Origin of the sequence: Vulcanibacillus modesticaldus (assembly GCF_001730235.1) — a bacterium.
GTDB classification, from domain to species: Bacteria; Bacillota; Bacilli; order Tepidibacillales; family Tepidibacillaceae; genus Vulcanibacillus; species Vulcanibacillus modesticaldus.
The window spans coordinates 72,468-89,635 of sequence record NZ_MIJF01000024.1; the positions used below are offsets into that span (position 1 = coordinate 72,468).

Annotated in this window: 18 protein-coding genes; 6 read left to right on the top strand and 12 right to left on the bottom strand. The window is 34.0% G+C overall.

The features are described 5' to 3' along the window. Positions 1-2: 2 nt before the first annotated feature. A complete protein-coding gene (locus tag BHF71_RS06000; RefSeq protein WP_069656762.1) occupies positions 3-290 on the bottom strand; it encodes a YutD family protein in 288 nt (95 codons plus the stop codon). A 173-nt stretch (positions 291-463) separates the two neighbouring features. Between BHF71_RS06000 and BHF71_RS06005 the strand changes: the two genes are divergently transcribed. Next, positions 464-889: a rubrerythrin family protein gene (locus tag BHF71_RS06005; RefSeq protein WP_069656763.1), complete on the top strand. Its 426-nt coding sequence runs from the start codon at positions 464-466 to the stop codon at positions 887-889. Between the two features lie 84 nt (positions 890-973). Then, positions 974-1,567 (top strand): DUF3501 family protein, encoded by a 594-nt coding sequence (locus BHF71_RS06010; RefSeq protein WP_069656764.1) that lies wholly within the window; start codon positions 974-976, stop codon positions 1,565-1,567. A 71-nt stretch (positions 1,568-1,638) separates the two neighbouring features. On the opposite strand, the gene BHF71_RS06015 is transcribed toward BHF71_RS06010, so the two are convergent. The 6 genes from BHF71_RS06015 to BHF71_RS06040 all read right to left on the bottom strand — a co-directional run bounded on the left by BHF71_RS06015 (position 1,639) and on the right by BHF71_RS06040 (position 8,787). Continuing rightward, the gene (locus BHF71_RS06015) at positions 1,639-2,181 is read right to left on the bottom strand and encodes a glycerol-3-phosphate responsive antiterminator (RefSeq protein ID WP_069656765.1); all 543 of its coding nucleotides are present in this window, start codon (positions 2,179-2,181) and stop codon (positions 1,639-1,641) included. 149 nt (positions 2,182-2,330) lie between these two features. Continuing rightward, positions 2,331-3,533 carry an anaerobic glycerol-3-phosphate dehydrogenase subunit C gene (locus tag BHF71_RS06020; protein WP_069656766.1) on the bottom strand — a complete coding sequence of 401 codons (1,203 nt, stop codon included), beginning with the start codon at positions 3,531-3,533 and terminating at the stop codon, positions 2,331-2,333. After that, on the bottom strand, positions 3,533-4,627 hold the full coding sequence (locus tag BHF71_RS06025) for an FAD-binding protein (protein WP_069656767.1): 1,095 nt from the start codon (positions 4,625-4,627) through the stop codon (positions 3,533-3,535). The genes BHF71_RS06020 and BHF71_RS06025 overlap by 1 nt, the downstream gene beginning before the upstream one ends. Positions 4,628-4,630: 3 nt before the next feature. Continuing rightward, a complete protein-coding gene (glpA, locus tag BHF71_RS06030; RefSeq protein WP_084024308.1) occupies positions 4,631-6,238 on the bottom strand; it encodes an anaerobic glycerol-3-phosphate dehydrogenase subunit GlpA in 1,608 nt (535 codons plus the stop codon). A gap of 174 nt (positions 6,239-6,412) precedes the next feature. Beyond that, entirely contained in the window at positions 6,413-7,915 is a 1,503-nt protein-coding gene (gene glpK, locus BHF71_RS06035) for a glycerol kinase GlpK (RefSeq protein WP_069656768.1), read from the bottom strand. Positions 7,916-7,995: 80 nt separating this feature from the next. Next, positions 7,996-8,787, bottom strand: coding sequence for an MIP/aquaporin family protein (locus tag BHF71_RS06040; RefSeq protein ID WP_069656769.1), 792 nt, complete (start codon positions 8,785-8,787; stop codon positions 7,996-7,998). Between the two features lie 369 nt (positions 8,788-9,156). Here BHF71_RS06040 and BHF71_RS06045 point away from each other — a divergent pair, with 369 nt between their 5' ends. Next, positions 9,157-9,771, top strand: coding sequence for an NUDIX hydrolase (locus BHF71_RS06045; RefSeq protein ID WP_084024310.1), 615 nt, complete (start codon positions 9,157-9,159; stop codon positions 9,769-9,771). 19 nt (positions 9,772-9,790) lie between these two features. On the opposite strand, the gene BHF71_RS06050 is transcribed toward BHF71_RS06045, so the two are convergent. From BHF71_RS06050 to BHF71_RS06060, 3 genes are read right to left on the bottom strand one after another with little or no spacing between them, the layout of a single operon-like run. After that, positions 9,791-10,612, bottom strand: coding sequence for a metal ABC transporter permease (locus tag BHF71_RS06050; RefSeq protein ID WP_069656770.1), 822 nt, complete (start codon positions 10,610-10,612; stop codon positions 9,791-9,793). Between the two features lie 2 nt (positions 10,613-10,614). Beyond that, a complete protein-coding gene (locus BHF71_RS06055; protein ID WP_069656771.1) occupies positions 10,615-11,268 on the bottom strand; it encodes a metal ABC transporter ATP-binding protein in 654 nt (217 codons plus the stop codon). An 11-nt stretch (positions 11,269-11,279) separates the two neighbouring features. Then, positions 11,280-12,254: a metal ABC transporter solute-binding protein, Zn/Mn family gene (locus BHF71_RS06060; RefSeq protein ID WP_176717318.1), complete on the bottom strand. Its 975-nt coding sequence runs from the start codon at positions 12,252-12,254 to the stop codon at positions 11,280-11,282. A gap of 192 nt (positions 12,255-12,446) precedes the next feature. Between BHF71_RS06060 and BHF71_RS06065 the strand changes: the two genes are divergently transcribed. From BHF71_RS06065 to larC, 3 genes are read left to right on the top strand one after another with little or no spacing between them, the layout of a single operon-like run. Continuing rightward, a complete protein-coding gene (locus BHF71_RS06065; protein ID WP_069656772.1) occupies positions 12,447-13,646 on the top strand; it encodes an ornithine cyclodeaminase, nickel-pincer nucleotide-dependent in 1,200 nt (399 codons plus the stop codon). Between the two features lie 22 nt (positions 13,647-13,668). Beyond that, on the top strand, positions 13,669-14,445 hold the full coding sequence (larB, locus tag BHF71_RS06070) for a nickel pincer cofactor biosynthesis protein LarB (protein ID WP_069656773.1): 777 nt from the start codon (positions 13,669-13,671) through the stop codon (positions 14,443-14,445). Next, positions 14,442-15,251, top strand: coding sequence for a nickel pincer cofactor biosynthesis protein LarC (larC, locus tag BHF71_RS06075; RefSeq protein ID WP_069656774.1), 810 nt, complete (start codon positions 14,442-14,444; stop codon positions 15,249-15,251). Before larB ends, larC begins: the two co-directional genes overlap by 4 nt. Before the next feature lie 175 nt (positions 15,252-15,426). Here larC and larC2 read toward each other — a convergent pair whose 3' ends face one another. Together larC2 and BHF71_RS06085 are read right to left on the bottom strand one after the other, a co-directional pair. Beyond that, entirely contained in the window at positions 15,427-16,314 is an 888-nt protein-coding gene (gene larC2 / locus BHF71_RS12310) for a nickel pincer cofactor biosynthesis protein LarC2 (RefSeq protein ID WP_245683831.1), read from the bottom strand. 11 nt (positions 16,315-16,325) lie between these two features. Then, positions 16,326-17,129: an EAL domain-containing protein gene (locus BHF71_RS06085; RefSeq protein ID WP_069656775.1), complete on the bottom strand. Its 804-nt coding sequence runs from the start codon at positions 17,127-17,129 to the stop codon at positions 16,326-16,328. Positions 17,130-17,168: the final 39 nt, after the last annotated feature.

The following is a 17,168-nucleotide window of genomic DNA, read 5'->3' on the forward strand; positions in this document are numbered from 1 at the left end:
AATTATTTATCATTTTGCTTCACTTTTTTTAAGACAAAATAAGCACAGCCAAAATTACAATATTCCAGTACATACTCCTCAAGAGTCCTTATTTTCATATCCTCAGGAACCCGATGTTTATTATTTTCATAAAACCCCTTTAATCTTAATTGATTATAACCCCAATCACCAACAATATAATCATATTTATCCAATATCTCACTGTATCTCTCACGAAACGCTTCAACATTCCACCCATCTTTATGATTTTCTATTAATTCAAATGTACTTCCAAACATATGAATGATCATCTAATTCGACCCCTAAATAATTTTTTTCATATATTGTAACATAATAGCTTTAAGCTTGTTAATTAATTCTTTACGTTATCATTTAAACTCTATTTAATTTCTTATCTTGACAAAAAAAAAAATTTCGACTAAACTAACTTTAGAAACAAAATAATATAAAAAGGGTGATAAGTATGGAATTTAAAAATAGTAAAACATTAGAGAATTTAAAAGCAGCATTTGCAGGAGAGTCACAAGCTAACCGTCGTTACTTATATTTCTCAAAAAAAGCTGATATAGAAGGTTTTTCAGATGTTTCATCTTCATTCCAACGAATCGCTGATGGTGAAACATCACATGCATTTGGTCACTTTGATATGATCATTAAGCACGGAGGAAACGATCCAGTTACAGATTTACCAGTTGGAACAACTGCAGAGAACTTAAAATCCGCAATCGCCGGAGAAGAGTATGAATTTAGTGAAATGTACCCAAGCTTTGCAAAGATCGCTCGCGAGGAAGGGTTTGAAGAAATCGCTGAATGGTTTGAAGTTATGGCAAAATCTGAAAAAGCACATGCAAACACATTTAAGAAAATTCTCGAACGTTTAGAGGATTAATTTTTGGAATCAATGGAATATTAATAAAAGGACTAGGCTTCAGAACCTAGTCCGTTCTTTATCTAAATTATTAGGAGGCACAAAATGTCTAAATTAACGAAATCTGACCTTATACCTTATGAAAAATATAAAATGTTGCAAGATAAGTTTTTAAAGGAAATAATTGCTGTTAAGAAGGTTCGTAGAGTTAAGATTAGCGACCTAATGACCGGATTATTCGAATCTAAATTAACGGTATTATATCAGATTCAAGAAATGATCCGCATTGAACAGATAACCGACGAAACATATCTTAATGAGTTGTTAAACGTTTATAATGATTTACTCCCTGAAACTAACGAACTTAGTATGACTCTTTTCATTGAAGTCCACAACCAAGAGGAGTTAAGGAGATTCAATAAGAATATTATCGGGATCGAAAAATACGTTGAACTTCAATTTGATGACCAGGTAGTAACTTCATACGAGCCTAAAGATGATGCTAATGAAGATAAAGAAGAAAAATATACTCAATCAATCCATTATTTACATTTCCCTTTTACCGATATTCAAAAATCAGCCTTTTTGAATACTAACAATGTTATCTTAAAGGTTAATCACCCTAACTATAAAGCAGAGACAAAATTATCTTTTGAACTAATTGACGAATTAAAAAAACAACTAGCGAAACAAGGATAAAAATTGCTCAGCTAACTCTCACGATTAAATAGTTTGTAAAGGTTGTATTTTGTAGAGGGTGAAAAATGAGCTTACCATAAAGATGAATTTGAAGTGGTTATTGCAGTAGCTCCCGAATCTATTGCTGCATTCACTTCATCCGGTGTACGAATTAGTCCCCCTGCTAATACTGGGATCCCTGTTTTATTTATAATCTCTGAAATCATACTGGGGATTATCCCAGGTAATACCTCTACAAAATCAGGCTTTACATTTTCTATTAATTTATAATTCATTTCTAACGCACTAGTATCTATTAAAAATAACCTTTGAATACTTAAGATCCCCCGCTTTTTTGCTGTTGTTATTACTTGAGAACGGGTAGATATTAATCCATCAGGTTTAATCTCATTTAATAAAAATAGGGTTGCATGCTCATCATTTTTTAGACCTCGAATCAGATCAACATGTAATATTATTTTTTTATTTGCCTTTTTTAAATAATTAACAATGTTTTTTAATTGGGAAATATTACTATCTAATAATATTACATATTCATGTTCAGTATTTAAAGCTTTTTCAAAATTTTTCATGTTTCGAATTGCAGGTATTATTTTTTGACCATTAAAAACCATTTTTACTTTCCCCCCCTCATAAAACCACATAGGCATTATAACAATGCCATTAAAAGTGACATTAAACTAATATGAGGCTAATTATTATAATGCAAATTATTTTATAATCATTATAATATAAAATTACCACATTTAGCCGTTAGACTGAATTATTTAGATTTTTTGTATGATTCAGCCAATACTTCTATGGGGTGTTTTACAACTTGGTCGGTCATTTGATTAATTTGATTCTTACACATTCCACATTCAGTAACAGTGTATTCTGGCTGCAATTCCTCCACTGCATCATGCATTGATTTACCGATATCAAGAGACAGTGTAAAGTTCTCCTCTTTAAAGCCAAAAGTACCACATTGGCCACAACATCCAGCTGCCAAATCTTTTATTTCATATCCTGGAATTAGTTCTAAAATATCCATAGCTGGATTACCTATTCCTTGAGCTTTCATATGACAAGGAGCATAATAACCTGCATTATCATTTAAAGGGGATAAGTTCTTATTTAATACTCCTTCTTCATCTAACATCCTTAAATATTCAGATGAGTCATAAACGTGTTTAGCTAACTCTTCTGCACCATCAATTCCTAACACAGATACATATTCTTTTTTCAAAGCGAGTGTACAACTACTACAGGTTGCAACGATATCATATCCTTCACTGACGTACTTCAATAAACTTTGCACATTAAATTTCGCATTTTTCTTTGCTTGTTCAAACTGTCCATTAGCCAGCATCGGAATTCCACAACAATGTTGGTCAGGCTTTGCTACTTCAATATTGTTATAGGCCATTACTTCTACAAAAGCATCACCAATCTCTGGCGCATTATACGTTGCATAGCAACCAACAAAGTAAGCTACTTTACGCTCACTATTTGCCGTCTTCTTCTTATATCTACGATTAAAATTATTAAATTCATATTTAGGAAATTGTCTTTCTGAATGAATCCCCATAACCTTTTCTATAGCTTTTCTAATAGGTTTTGCTTTCATAGCAATATTTGTAATAGGCGCTAAGTTGGAGGTAATCTTGCCTATTAATTCAGGATTACTTAACAGCTTATCTCTAAACTTTGTACCAGATAATTCAGAATGGATTGCCTTTGCTTGAACAATGAGGTCTGTAACGTGTACTTGTTCTGGACAAGATATATCACAATTTCCACATATTGCACATAACTCAACCCTAGGATCATCTAACAAATCCTGGTTTTCTATCAGCCTTTTCAATTCAGGACCTAAGTGTTTTGGGCCACCAAAATCCAATGAATAATTAGAGACAGGACAACTTACCACACATGCATTACACTTTAAACAACGATCAAAGGGACTTTCTATTAGTTTTAACATCAGTTGTCGCCTCCTTTAATCGTATTACCATGACTATAGGCACCACTTATCATAGATACCGCCTCATAACTAGATAAAATTGAATAAATTCCACCTGTTATACCATACCTAGTTACTTTCGAATCATTAGTGGCACCAACTACAAATAGATTGGAAAGAGAAGCATCTTCTAATCCACCACCTAAAACTTCGCCCGTTGCCAAAACATAATTTTTTGCCTTTAGGTTGTTGAATTTGTTGTTTACTATGTTTATTTTCTCAATCCGTCGTTTTTCAACCTTTGCTGAAATTACCGTTGTATCAGAATATAACCTGATTCCTTGTCGGATCATTTCTTTTTTTAAAAATTCATTTAAACGAATTGCTGTAGCATTGGGAGGCATCCCTACTGCTTCTGTGATAGGTGATCCTATTTCCATCTCAAATTCATTTAACACTGTTTTCCATTCCATAACTCCAAGTACTGAAGGGAAGACTACTAAATCTAATTTATCGATCACTTTCTTATCAAAATATTTTTTGATTTGAGCTATAACATACTTTCTTACATCACTCTTCTCCAATAATCTTGCAGCATCTAACTGATTCATAGTCCTATTAGAATTTTTCCCAAGAGATACATTAACTGAATAAATCACTAACTCCGGTCTTCGCTTCTGTAAATTCCCTTTAACATATTCAGATTGAAAATCAGTGATTTCTTTAAAAGAAACTATTGCTATATTACCTTTCTTAGGAAACGGAACAATTGTTTCAGGAAATAATCCAGTCAACTTTATGTGCCCCGAACCAGTGATCACTTCAACTGGCTTACCAACATCTCCTCTATATGGATAACCTAAATCTCTCATCAACATATTAAAGGATTCAATACTTTCTTTGATAAAAACATCATTCCATCTTTCAATTTGATATTCTTTGATCAAGTCCTCGATTGTACCATCCATCCCGGGAAGGATATCCATTAATCCAGTTGACTGAATGATTTTACCTGTACCTTGATGCACAATTGCCACTGATTTACCTTTTTTCTTAAGCCAGATTGCAGTTAACATTCCTGTTAACCCTTGACCAATTACAATCACATCAAACATTTTCTATTTCTCCTTCCCCATTCCTAAAGAAACATAGTAAATTGCCCTCATCAGGTCTAACTGTTTAGCCGTTTCACCTTCATTTATAATTTGCATTCCCTTTTGTCTTTCTTCAATCGCCTGTATTACAGCTTCTTCTGCTTCTTCGGCTGTAGCTAATCCTCTTTGAACTATTAAAGAAGCCGCACGATGATGACAAAATGTTCCTTGACATGGTCCCATTCCAAGTCTTGTTCTACGACGTATATCACCTAAATTGAATTTTCCATTTGGCAATGAAGCCTCAATTTCTCCTAAGGTTACTTGTTCACACTCACAAACGACTGTTTTAAGAATTTCTTCGTCTTTCATCTTTTTCTCAAGATCTTTTGCTCTAGTGCCAGCCCAGTGAAAAAGCTTGTTTTTTGTAGCAGGTGCCATATTGATTTCTTTAAAAAATTCTTTAGCATGGCGATGAGGAACAACCTCGAAACGTGTTGTGGAGCTTTTATAATTACCAATTTTCCCTGCAACCAAGTCTCCAGTCTTTTCTGCCATATACCTAAATGTTGTTAATTTCCCACCAACTATCGTCACAAATCCTTCTATACCATCACGTGCAGAATGGTCTAATAACGCCATCCCTCGACTTACATTTCTCCCACCAGCTTCTGATGTCTTATTTTCTTGATAAAGAGGTCGTACCCCAGCAAATGCACGAATAATCCTCATCTGTTTCAGATTTGGGATAAGGTTGCTTCCATCTTCTAACATCATCTGGAGTTCTTCGTAATTTAATGAAAAATCATCAGGCTGATCAACATTTATTCCAGTTGTGCCGAAAATAGTGACATTGTGTGCCGGAACGAAAATATCCGCATCACTAGGCTTTCGTAAACGATTGATAACCTGTTTGTTAAAGCGTTGATTAAATACTGCCAACATACCACGATTGTTGATCATATTTATCTTTATTTCCGCAAATTCTGCAACCCTTGCTGCCCAAGATCCAGTAGCATTTACTACGATGTTAGCGTATATTTCTATGATTTCTCCAGTATATACATTTTTAACCTTTACACCGACAACATGATTTTCTCTCATCAATAAATCTTCTACTTGATGATAAGTTAATACCTTATTCCCTCTTCGTACAGCATCGGCTACAAGATCAATAATCATTGTAAATCCATCAATTGCGGCATCTGGTACACGATAGATTGCTTGAGCTTTTTTATTTAAATATGGTTCTTCACGTAACGCTGATTCTAAAGATATCTCTTCAATCGGTATCCCAATTTCGTTACAAGCCTTCACCCATTTTGTAACATATTCATCGTCATCTTGAGGGAGTTTAACAAAGAAGCCACCTGTCCGCTCTATAGAACCGGGAATAGTTTCCTTTAATATTAGATTTTCCTCATAACTCTCTTTAGCTGCTTCTTTGTCATTAACCGCATATCTTGCACCTGAATGAAGCAGACCATGATATCTCGATGAAGTCCCATAAGTCAAATCCCGCTGTTCTACTAAGATTGCCTTAATACCACGTAAAGTTAAATCACGAAAAACACCGGCTCCAGTAGCACCCCCACCTATAACAACAACTTCCGTTTCAATTCTATTCCCCACAATATACTCCTCCCTCTATCGGTGAAATAGGAATAAAATGCAAAAAAGACCACAACAAATCAAACCTCATAGACAAAGGTATTTGTGTGGTCTCTCCAAATCTCCAACCGTGAAAAATATTAAATTATCGTCTATTTAAATTATAACATCTAAATATTCACATTAAAAGTATCTTTACTTTAAGCTACTCCAGTGCATTGTACTATCAATAGCTCTCTTCCAACCACTATATAATTCTTCCACCTTCTGTTCATCAAGTTCAGGTGCAAAAGTTTTTTCAATCGCCCAATTTCGAGCAATTTCTTCTTTATCCTTCCAGAATCCTGTTGCTAATCCAGCAAGATAAGCTGCACCTAATGCTGTTGTTTCATTTACTACTGGCCTTTCTACTGGAACAGATAAGATATCTGATTGGAATTGCATTAAAAAGTTATTTTTAACCGCACCACCGTCAACACGAAGGGTATTTAATTTAATTTTAGAATCCGCTTCCATAGCTGATAAAACATCTTTTGTTTGGTAAGCTAAAGATTCTAATGTTGCTCTAACTAAGTGTTCACGTGTAGTACCTCTAGTTAGACCAAAAATAGCTCCCCTAGCATCCATATCCCAATAAGGTGTACCTAATCCAACAAAGGCTGGCACTACGTATACTCCATCACTTGACTCAACTTTAGTAGCCAAGTTCTCTGAATCAGGAGCCTTTTCTATTACCCTTAGTCCATCTCTTAACCATTGTATTGCCGCACCTGCAATGAATATACTACCTTCAAGGGCATATTCCACCTTACCATCTATTCCCCAGGCAATTGTTGTTAAAAGACCATTTTCAGATTGAACTGCCTTTTCACCAGTATTCATAAGCATAAAACAACCTGTTCCGTAGGTGTTTTTTGCCATTCCAGGTTCAAAACACGCTTGACCGAATAATGCTGCCTGTTGGTCTCCTGCTGCACCGGCAATAGGAACTTCTTGACCAAAGAAATGATAAGTAGCAGTTTTTCCATAAACTTCGGAGGAAGGTCTAACTTCTGGAAGCATAGACTTTGGAATACCTAATATTTCTAGTAACTCTTCATCCCAAGTTAGAGTGTGAATATTGAATATCATTGTTCTAGAAGCATTTGTATAATCAGTTACGTGTACTTTTCCACCGGATAATTTCCAAATTAACCAGGAATCGATAGTACCAAATAATAGATCGCCTTTTTCTGCTTTTTCCCTAGCACCTTCTACATTATCAAGGATCCACTTAACTTTTGTACCAGAAAAATATGCATCAATAACAAGTCCGGTTTTCTCACGAACCATTTGTTCATAACCTTTAGCCTTTAACTCATCACATATTGATGCAGTCTGACGGCTTTGCCATACAATTGCATTATACACCGGCTCACCAGTATTTTTATCCCATACTACAGTTGTTTCACGTTGATTAGTGATTCCGATTCCTTCTATTTGATCAGGTTCAACGTTATAGTTTCCGAAAAGTTCACCTAAAACAGCTAATACAGAACCCCAGATCTCATTAGCATTATGTTCTACCCAACCTGGCTTTGGATAATATTGAGGAAATTCCTTTTGGGTCATTGCAATAATGTCGCCCTTCTTATTGAAAAGTATTGCCCTTGAACTTGTTGTTCCTTGGTCTAATGACAGAATATATTTCTCTTTCAATTTTCTTCCTCCTTCTAAAAATTAAATTAATCACTACTAATCTATGATTCCATTTAATATTTATCAATCATTTATGATGATTAATTTTTCTTAACTTGAACTACAGCCATAAAGATAATAGCTAACGTAATAAGACTGAAAACCCAAAATGAACTAAATACTTCTCCTAAGAAAACTGCCTTATAGAAAAGAGCACCTAAGCTACCTCCAATAATTGGCCCAACTACCGGAATCCACGAATAGGACCAGTCTGAAGAACCTTTATTAGGGATTGGTAAAATAAAATGAGCGATTCTTGGTCCTAAATCCCTAGCAGGGTTAATTGCATATCCAGTTGTACCACCAAGAGAAAGTCCAATACTAAATACTAAGAAACCAACAATTAGAGGATTAAGACCTTGTGTAAACTCGTTTGCACCAATAAATAAAACTCCAAATACTAAGATAAAAGTCCCAATAATTTCACTTAATAGGTTAGCATATGTACTTCTAATTGCTGGTCCAGTAGAAAATACAGCAAGCTTAGCACCTTGATCATCAGTTTCTTTCCAATGTGGTAAAAAATGTAACCAAACTACTACTGCTCCAATGAATGCTCCAATCATTTGAGCAACAATATACTTAGGAACATCGGCCCAAGGGAAATCTCCTACCATAGCCAATCCGACAGTAACAGCAGGGTTTATGTGAGCTCCACTAATACTTCCCACAGCATAAACTGCTAATGCTACTGCTAATCCCCATCCAAAAGTAATAACGATCCAGCCAGAATTTTCTGCTTTAGATTTTTTTAATACTACTCCTCCAACTACTCCTCCACCTAGGATTATTAAGATCATAGTACCAATAATTTCACCTAAAAATTGTGACATCTTCATTTACCTCCTAAATTAAATTTTGTTATAAAATTTCTAACCCAAAAATTAAATCTCTGTTCAAAAATTCCTAAATCCCCTCCCTCTTTGATATAATAAAAAATCCACTATAAAATACCCTTTTATGTAAAAGGCTTTATAGTGGACTCCAACTCTCCATCAATGATCATTAACTTGTTAGACTAATTTTATCCGTTAATGTAAGCGTTGTCAATATCTATTTTTCTATAATTTAGTTTTTTTTGAATTTTATTGACTAACTTTTCCTAAATAACCGCTACTCTTTAGATTTTCATCAATTTTTTTTATTATAATAGAGAAGTGATCTTTTATAATTGCCCATTCATAAATAGGAGTGAAAAGGTAGTGCTTAGTGAGATAAAAAATAATCTTCAAAATCGAAAAATTAATATTTTAGACCATGAAGAAATGAATAAATATGCAGTAATCGTTCCAATCGTCGTGAATGATGACCAGTCTTTATCAATATTGTTTGAAATACGTGCTAAAAAACTAAGAAGACAACCAGGAGAAGTAAGCTTTCCCGGAGGAAAAATTGATAAAAGTGATCTTAGTGAAAAGGATGCCGCAATTAGAGAAGCTTCAGAAGAGTTAGGTATTCCAAAAGATGATATTGAAATAATCGGGCAATTGGATACTTACATACCTTCATTAAATTCTATCATCTATCCATTTGTAGCTAAGATTAATATTCAACAATTAAACCCAAATCGGGATGAGGTAGATGACATTTTTCTTGTTCCGATTGATTATTTTTTACAAACTGAACCAGAAAAACATGAAATTAATATTAAAATTGAACCGAGCGATTCCTTTCCATTTCATTTAATCCCGGGCGGTAAAAATTATCCTTGGAGAAAACGTAAAATATATGAATTATTCTACATATACAATGATTATATAATTTGGGGATTAACAGCAAAAATTGTACATCATTTTGTCTCTATTATCCCCAAGTAAAGGCATAGCCGTTAGATAATTAATGTTTAACTAATATAAAAATACTAAGTCTTTTGATTAATATTGTTAATAATAGAATTCCAACACTAACCAATACCATCGTACCACCGGAAGATAATTCAAAATTTGCAGCAATAAAAAAACCGATGATTATTGAAAGTTCAGCAAAAAATACCGAATATAATATCGTCTGATTGAAACTATTTGATATTTGTAAACTTGTTGCTACAGGAATAGTCATCATCGAAGAAACTAATAACACTCCGACTATTCGCATAGACGAAGCTATGGTGAGTGCAACTAATATGATAAAGATTAAATTAATTCTTTGATAAGGGATGCCACTAAGCCTTGCCCCTTCCTCATCAAAGGAAATATATAGTAATTCCTTATATAAAAGCATAATAGTCAAGATGATTATTATCCCTAAAGTAACTATAGTTATCAAGTCTATTTTGGTAACTGCTAGTATACTACCAAACAGGTAAGAAAATAGATCAACTGTAAAACCATCAGACAAACTTATTAATACCAAAGCTACTCCTATTCCCGCCGACATCATTATCGGCATCGATAGTTCTCCATAATGCTGATATGTTTTTCTTAAAAAATCAATTCCCAAAGCAGCTAATACAGCAAAGACCATCCCACTTATTATTGGATAAAAACCGAATAAAAAACCAGCTGCTACCCCGGCCAAAGTTGTATGAGATAATGTATCACCGATAAAAGAAAGACGTCTTAAAACAAGAAAAGTCCCAATCAAAGGACTAACAATACCTATCATCAATCCCGCAAACAATGCTCGTTGTATGAATGGAAAGTCTAAAAGTTCTAACATTCTCATACCTCCAAATGATGAAATCTCGTTACATATTTGTTCAAGATTCCAATATCATGTGAAACCATGATAATAGTTATTCCCATTTCTTTATTTAACTTCTCTAGCAAATAGAAAAATTTTCTCGTGGATTCACTATCTATACCCACAGTAGGTTCATCAAGAATCAATAACTGGGGCTTTTTCACTAATGCTCTCGCAATAAACACCCGTTGTTGCTGACCACCTGACAACTTACCAATGTTTCGTTTTTCCAAATCAAAAAGACCTACTAATCTAATAACCTCTAGCACCCTTTCTCTATCTTCCCTATTCAATCGCCTAAAAAGTCTTTTTTGACCTATTAGCCCCATTGATACTACTTCAAATACAGTTGCAGGAAAGCCAGTATTAAAAGAATTAGCCTTTTGAGATACATATCCAATCTTATCCCAATCCTGACAAACATCCCTACCCTTCCCAAATAAAATTATTTCTCCTTGTTGTAATTTTAATAAACCTAAGATCAGCTTTAATAATGTTGATTTTCCAGAACCATTGGGACCTATTAATCCAAAAAATTCTCCTTTATTAATGGTTAAGTTGATATCCTTAAGAATTATCCTATTATCATATCTAAATGTTAGATTTTTTATCTCCACAACTTTTTCCGTCATCGATGTCACCACTATTCATTTAAAGCCTTCTTTAAAACTTCTAAATTTTTTCTCATCAGTTTTATATAATCAAGTCCCGTTTGTAACTCATTTTCGCTTAAACTTCCAATCGTATAAATATATTCAATTTTTGCTCCAATCTCATCTGCTAAAACCTCTGAAATCTTAGTAAAATCTTTCGGGTCTACTAAAATATAATTAATATCCAGTTCCTTTGCGCTTTTTATTATCTCAGCTAACTCTGTTGGACTTGGTTCATCTTCTGGTACTATCCCGCTTATAGAATGTTGTTCTAAATCATACCTTTTTGCCAAATATCCAAAAGCCGCGTGTGAAACAAAAAAATCTCTCCGTTTAACATCTTTTAATTGTTCAATATATTCCCTATCCAAATCAATTATCTCTTTTTTTAATTTTTGAAAATTAGCTTCATATATTTCAGCATTATTAGCATCTATCTCCTTTAGAGTATTTTTGATTTCCTCGGCTTGCATTAGTGCATTCAGTGGATTAAGCCATACGTGAGGATCTACCGCATATCGATAATCTTCTTCCCCTTTTTCACTACGCTCGTCGTCTACGACTTCTAAAAAATCAACATTTCGACTAGCATTTACAACTTTAACTCCTGTTCCTTCCAAATTCAAAATCACTTTTTCTATCCATACTTCTAATCCAGCACCATTATATAGAAATATATCCCCTTTCATAATCCCCGTCATATCCTTAATCGTAGGTTCATAATCATGGGGGCTAATTCCTGAAGGGATTAAATTAATTACATCTACATAATCTCCGCCAATTCTCTTGCTCAAATCAGCCAATACATATGCTGTGGTCTTAATATTAATTTTAGCTTTGTTATTCTGCATAATTTCTTGATTTTGCACATCTGATTTACTACAACCGGATAATGTGAATGTTAAACCCAAAATTATCAATAAAATAATCATTGAAGATCTATGTAAAAACCTCTTCCAATTCATCATATTTCCTCCGACAGTTAATTATTTCTTTATTATTTTTTTAAACATCCTTATTATACATCGGTAGATATCAAAATGTAAATCGTAATGATTCTTATTTACATAAATCCTGATCATTTAAAATCAATTGATTGGAACTCTTTGTTATGTATATACTTATAGCAAGAACCATAATAGATTGGAGGAAACATAATGGAACAGGTGATTGAGCTAAGAGGCAATTTAATAAAAGAAAACATCCTTAAAGTCATCGATACTACGGTAAGAAAATATCATGGTAAGTATCGCATCCTCGAAATTAATGTCGGAGAGAGTCCTGAAAAAGATTCCACTGCCAAAGTTATAATCGACGTTGAAGATGCTAGTTTCCAATCAGTTATTGATGATTTGAGAAAGTTAGGTATAGATATACCTAATATCTTGGAAGAACCAACTCTAAAGCCAAGTTTGAAAGATAAGACTGTACCAGATGATTTTTATTCAACTACCAATCATCCAACTGAAGTCTATTTGAATGGTAAATGGGTAAGAGCTCAAAATATTCGCATGGATGCAGTCCTAGTCATAAAGGATGAGCAAGTATTCGCCACTAAATTACGTGATGTTAAAAAAGGCGATCTCGTCGTATGTGGATCTAAAGGGGTTCGTATTCTAAATGATAAATTTGAATCTGATGAACATGAATTTGCTTTCATGGTCAATGACGTTAGTTCGGAACGCCGCGTTGAATTAGCTGTTAAAGAGCTTGCAAGAGAAATCAAAGAGATCAGGAATAGAAGCGGTAAAATTATCGTTGTTGCAGGACCAGTAGTAATACATACAGGAGGAATGGACGCCTTCCAAGACATCATAAGAAAGGGATATATTTCTGGTTTGCTTTCTGGAAACGCTTTAGCTGTCCATGATATTGAACGGGATTTATTCGGAACTTCTTTAGGAGTTGATTTAGATACAGGAAAGGTAATTAAAGGTGGGCATAGTCACCATATGAGAGCCATAAATGCAGTGAATAAATCTGGTAGTATCCGAGAAGCTGTTGAAGATGGAACCATAAATAGTGGAATTATGTATGAGTTAGTAAAAAATAATGTTCCTTTTGTATTGGCCGGATCAATAAGAGATGATGGACCACTACCTGATACGATAATGGACTTAATCGAAGCTCAAGCCGCTTATGCTGAGATGATTAAGGATGCTGATATGGTGATTATGCTGTCTACTATGCTCCATTCTATTGGAACAGGTAATATGCTTCCAAGCTGGGTTAAAACAGTTTGTGTCGATATTAATCCAGCGGTAGTATCTAAATTAGTTGACCGTGGTTCTGCACAGGCAAAGGGACTAGTAACCGATGTCGGACTATTTTTAACATTATTAAATCAGCATTTATAATTCTTAAAAAGGAATGATTAGTATGGGTACGACAGACCACCTATCTATTATCTTAGAAGGAGTTCAAAATGGCAGTCTTACTATAAAAGAAGCAAAAAAAAAACTGAAAACCTATGAAGATTTAGGCTTTGCCAATCTTGATATACACCGTGCCAAAAGAACAGGATTCCCTGAAGTTATTTATGGCGAAGGTAAAACCACTGAACAAGTAGTTAAAATCTTTGAATCCTTATCTAAAAAAAATTCTACAGTTCTTGCTACTCGGGTCACAGAAGAGATGGGTTATCAAGTTTTAAAACGTTTACCAAAGGTTCATTACAATAAAACTGCCCGGACTCTTCTCTGGAAAAAAAATCCTGAACCTATTCACACGGGTTATATTGCTGTTGTATGTGCTGGTACATCTGATTTGCCAGTTGCTGAAGAAGCTGTTACTACGGTACAAGCCATGGGAAGTATTGCTGAGCTAATATGTGATGTGGGAGTTGCGGGCCTTCATCGACTGATTGATAAAATTAATTTGATCAAAAATGCAAACGTCATTATCGTTGTTGCTGGAATGGAAGGAGCTCTTCCCAGCGTAATTGCTGGACTAGTAGATAAACCAGTTATTGCTGTACCTACTAGTGTGGGATATGGGGCTAACTTTAAAGGTTTGTCAGCCTTACTAGGAATGTTAAATTCGTGTGCAAATGGCATTTCAGTTGTTAATATTGATAATGGATTTGGTGCAGGTTACCAAGCCGGATTGATTAATAAGTTGATGAACCCAACTGTAAAGGAGAAGAATAAACTATGAGAGTAGTATATTTTGATTGTTTTTCAGGAATAAGTGGTGATATGACCTTAGCTGCTTTAGTTGATGCTGGAGCAAATCTAGAAAAGATAGAACAAGAATTAAATAAACTACCGATTGAACCATTTCAAATTCAAACTTACAAGGTTGTCAAAAAAGGCTTAGCTGCCACAAAAATTGATGTTGTTTTAGATCCTAATACCGAAATTATCCATCATCGTGATTATAGTTCAATTATCAAAATGATCGAAGAGTCTACTCTTTCTGAAGGTGTAAAGACAAGAGCTAAAAAGATTTTTGAAAAAATCGGAATAGCTGAAGCTAAGATTCATAATATGCCCTTAGAAAAAGTTCATTTTCATGAAGTTGGAGCAATTGATTCGTTAGTTGATATTATTGGAGTTAGTATTGCCTTAGAAGAGTTACAAATTGAGGGTATTTATACATCTCCAATACCACTTGGAATTGGCCAAATAAAGATTGCCCATGGGATTTATCCAATTCCGACACCAGCTACTTTAGAAATTATCAAGGGTTTGCCAATACGTTCTACCAAAATTCATTCAGAAATGACGACTCCTACTGGCGCTGGAATTGTTGCCGCATTGGGTAATGGTTTTGAGGGATATCCTTCAATGAGAGTTGAAGCTATTGGTTATGGAGCTGGGACAAAGGATTTTGATGATCGGCCAAATGTTCTTAGAGCAGTGGTGGGTACCGTTAATGAATTGTATTTGAGTGAACCATATTTTCATATTCATGATCATCAAAAATTAACATCAGAAATTCATTCCCATGCCTCCAAATGATAATTATGGTGAATATCTATGCTAACGCACCTATGATTAAGGCTTGTATTTTGTATAAGTGCGGCTTTTGGGAGTGGGAACGGACAAGGTGAGCACGTTACAAAATACAACTATTAATTTACCTATAAAAATAAAAAGCGTTAATTTCTTAAATACTAAAAAAGGAAGCTGGCGCTTAGTCAGCTTCTTTATTATGTTCCAATAACCATTGATAACCTTTTTCTTTTACATGATCATAAACAGTCTTTATCGGCACTTGATATTTTCTCGCTACCATTAAACATTGATCATACTCGGGGGACAACTGAAGAATTTCTCCTTGATGTCTCCCGATTTTTATTTGCATTGGTCCCCATCTTGTTTCTACAGTAATAAACTCTCTTTCAAGCCGATGTACCACATATGGAGTAAAGCGAACGCCAAACGTTGTTGTTTCCTTGAATAAAAACGATATAACCAAATCTTTTATTTCTTCTTGGCAAAGAATATTTAAAACCTGACCTGGTCTGTTTTTCTTCATTATAACCTGAGCTATGTATACATCATTTACCCCAATCTCTAATAATCTTTCAAAAATATACCCATAAAACTCAGGATTCATATCATCTAAAGAAATTTCAATTTTTACCATCTTATGATCAAGGTGTTCAAAAGAATTTCTTCCTTTAATAAAATCTTGCTCAGATGATTTTTCAAAAATCCAGAATTCGATTCCATCCCCTACGATTTTTTCAGAAAAGTAAACAGGATGGCATTCTAACGCTTCAAAAATCAGGTTTTCTCTTAACCATTTAACCGTTTCTTCAGTAAAACCGGGATCAATATTGTTATTTATTTTTAATGGAATTCCATGTAGTAATGATTCAGAAATCCGACTTAAATCTTGGGGATTAAGATATAAAAATGGCAAATATACCTTCTCTATTCCTAATCTCCTAAAAACTTCAGTTATCGAAGTCGTCAAATAATTATCATCAATTTCATCATCAAATTGTGAATATAGCAAATTGTGAACATCTTCAGGAGAAAAGACTCGATCATATAACATCAAGGCGATTTTCATCTCAATAACTCCTATGATGCCAATTCGATATAATATTTTGGTTTTTCAATATAATAACCTTGCCCAAAGGGAACTCCTAACTGTGTTAATACTTCAAATTCTTCGCTCTGTTCAATCCCCTCGGCAATCAATAACGATTTTGACTTTTTAGCAAATTCTACCAATGTTTCTACAAGAAGCAATTTATAATCAATTTTATGAATGTCGTGTACCAACGACATATCCAATTTGATAAAATCTGGTTTTAATTCTGCAATGGTCTGTAAGCTTGAATAACCCGCTCCTAGGTCATCTACTGCAACTTTAAAGCCCTCTTCACGATATTGGTCTAAAACTTTATTAAATAAGTTAAAATCCTTTATCGCTTCTCGCTCAGTAATCTCTAAGACAAGATTGGATTTATCAATCCGAAGCTTATTAATTATTTTTGCAAAGGGATCATTTTCCTTTGACACTTCCAATAGCACATTAGAATTCACATTCAAAAATAACAGCTGGTTATTTAAGCTATTAGCAATTCTAATTACCGACAGTTCTCTACATTTAAGATCAAGATCATATATCAATCCTTGTTTTTCAGCAAATGAAAATAATTCAGAAGCATTGTTAAAAGCCGCACCCAATTCAGGTCTATTTAATGCCTCATATCCTAAAATATTTCCTGTACCTAAATCCATAATAGGCTGATAATAGGTTTTCAAATTTTCATTGCGTACTAAAAAATTAATAGCACTAATTTTTCGCTCAATTTCAAAATCTGGATACTCCCGAAATGCCTTTAGGGCGTATTTTATTTTCTTAAAAAAAATATCCATGTAATCACCTATACTTTTTGTAAATGTTTATTTATATTT

Coding starts and splice junctions, on each gene's coding strand:
- BHF71_RS06060 (WP_176717318.1), bottom strand. CDS start 12,254: ATGAATTGGAAGAGGTTTTTACATAGATCTTCAATGATTATTTTATTG.
- BHF71_RS06050 (WP_069656770.1), bottom strand. CDS start 10,612: ATGTTAGAACTTTTAGACTTTCCATTCATACAACGAGCATTGTTTGCG.
- larB (WP_069656773.1), top strand. CDS start 13,669: ATGGGTACGACAGACCACCTATCTATTATCTTAGAAGGAGTTCAAAAT.
- BHF71_RS06005 (WP_069656763.1), top strand. CDS start 464: ATGGAATTTAAAAATAGTAAAACATTAGAGAATTTAAAAGCAGCATTT.
- BHF71_RS06015 (WP_069656765.1), bottom strand. CDS start 2,181: ATGGTTTTTAATGGTCAAAAAATAATACCTGCAATTCGAAACATGAAA.
- BHF71_RS06085 (WP_069656775.1), bottom strand. CDS start 17,129: ATGGATATTTTTTTTAAGAAAATAAAATACGCCCTAAAGGCATTTCGG.
- BHF71_RS06025 (WP_069656767.1), bottom strand. CDS start 4,627: ATGTTTGATGTGATTGTAATTGGTCAAGGGTTAACAGGAATGTTAACT.
- BHF71_RS06055 (WP_069656771.1), bottom strand. CDS start 11,268: ATGACGGAAAAAGTTGTGGAGATAAAAAATCTAACATTTAGATATGAT.
- BHF71_RS06040 (WP_069656769.1), bottom strand. CDS start 8,787: ATGTCACAATTTTTAGGTGAAATTATTGGTACTATGATCTTAATAATC.
- larC (WP_069656774.1), top strand. CDS start 14,442: ATGAGAGTAGTATATTTTGATTGTTTTTCAGGAATAAGTGGTGATATG.
- BHF71_RS06020 (WP_069656766.1), bottom strand. CDS start 3,533: ATGTTAAAACTAATAGAAAGTCCCTTTGATCGTTGTTTAAAGTGTAAT.
- BHF71_RS06010 (WP_069656764.1), top strand. CDS start 974: ATGTCTAAATTAACGAAATCTGACCTTATACCTTATGAAAAATATAAA.
- larC2 (WP_245683831.1), bottom strand. CDS start 16,314: ATGAAAATCGCCTTGATGTTATATGATCGAGTCTTTTCTCCTGAAGAT.
- BHF71_RS06065 (WP_069656772.1), top strand. CDS start 12,447: ATGGAACAGGTGATTGAGCTAAGAGGCAATTTAATAAAAGAAAACATC.
- BHF71_RS06000 (WP_069656762.1), bottom strand. CDS start 290: ATGATCATTCATATGTTTGGAAGTACATTTGAATTAATAGAAAATCAT.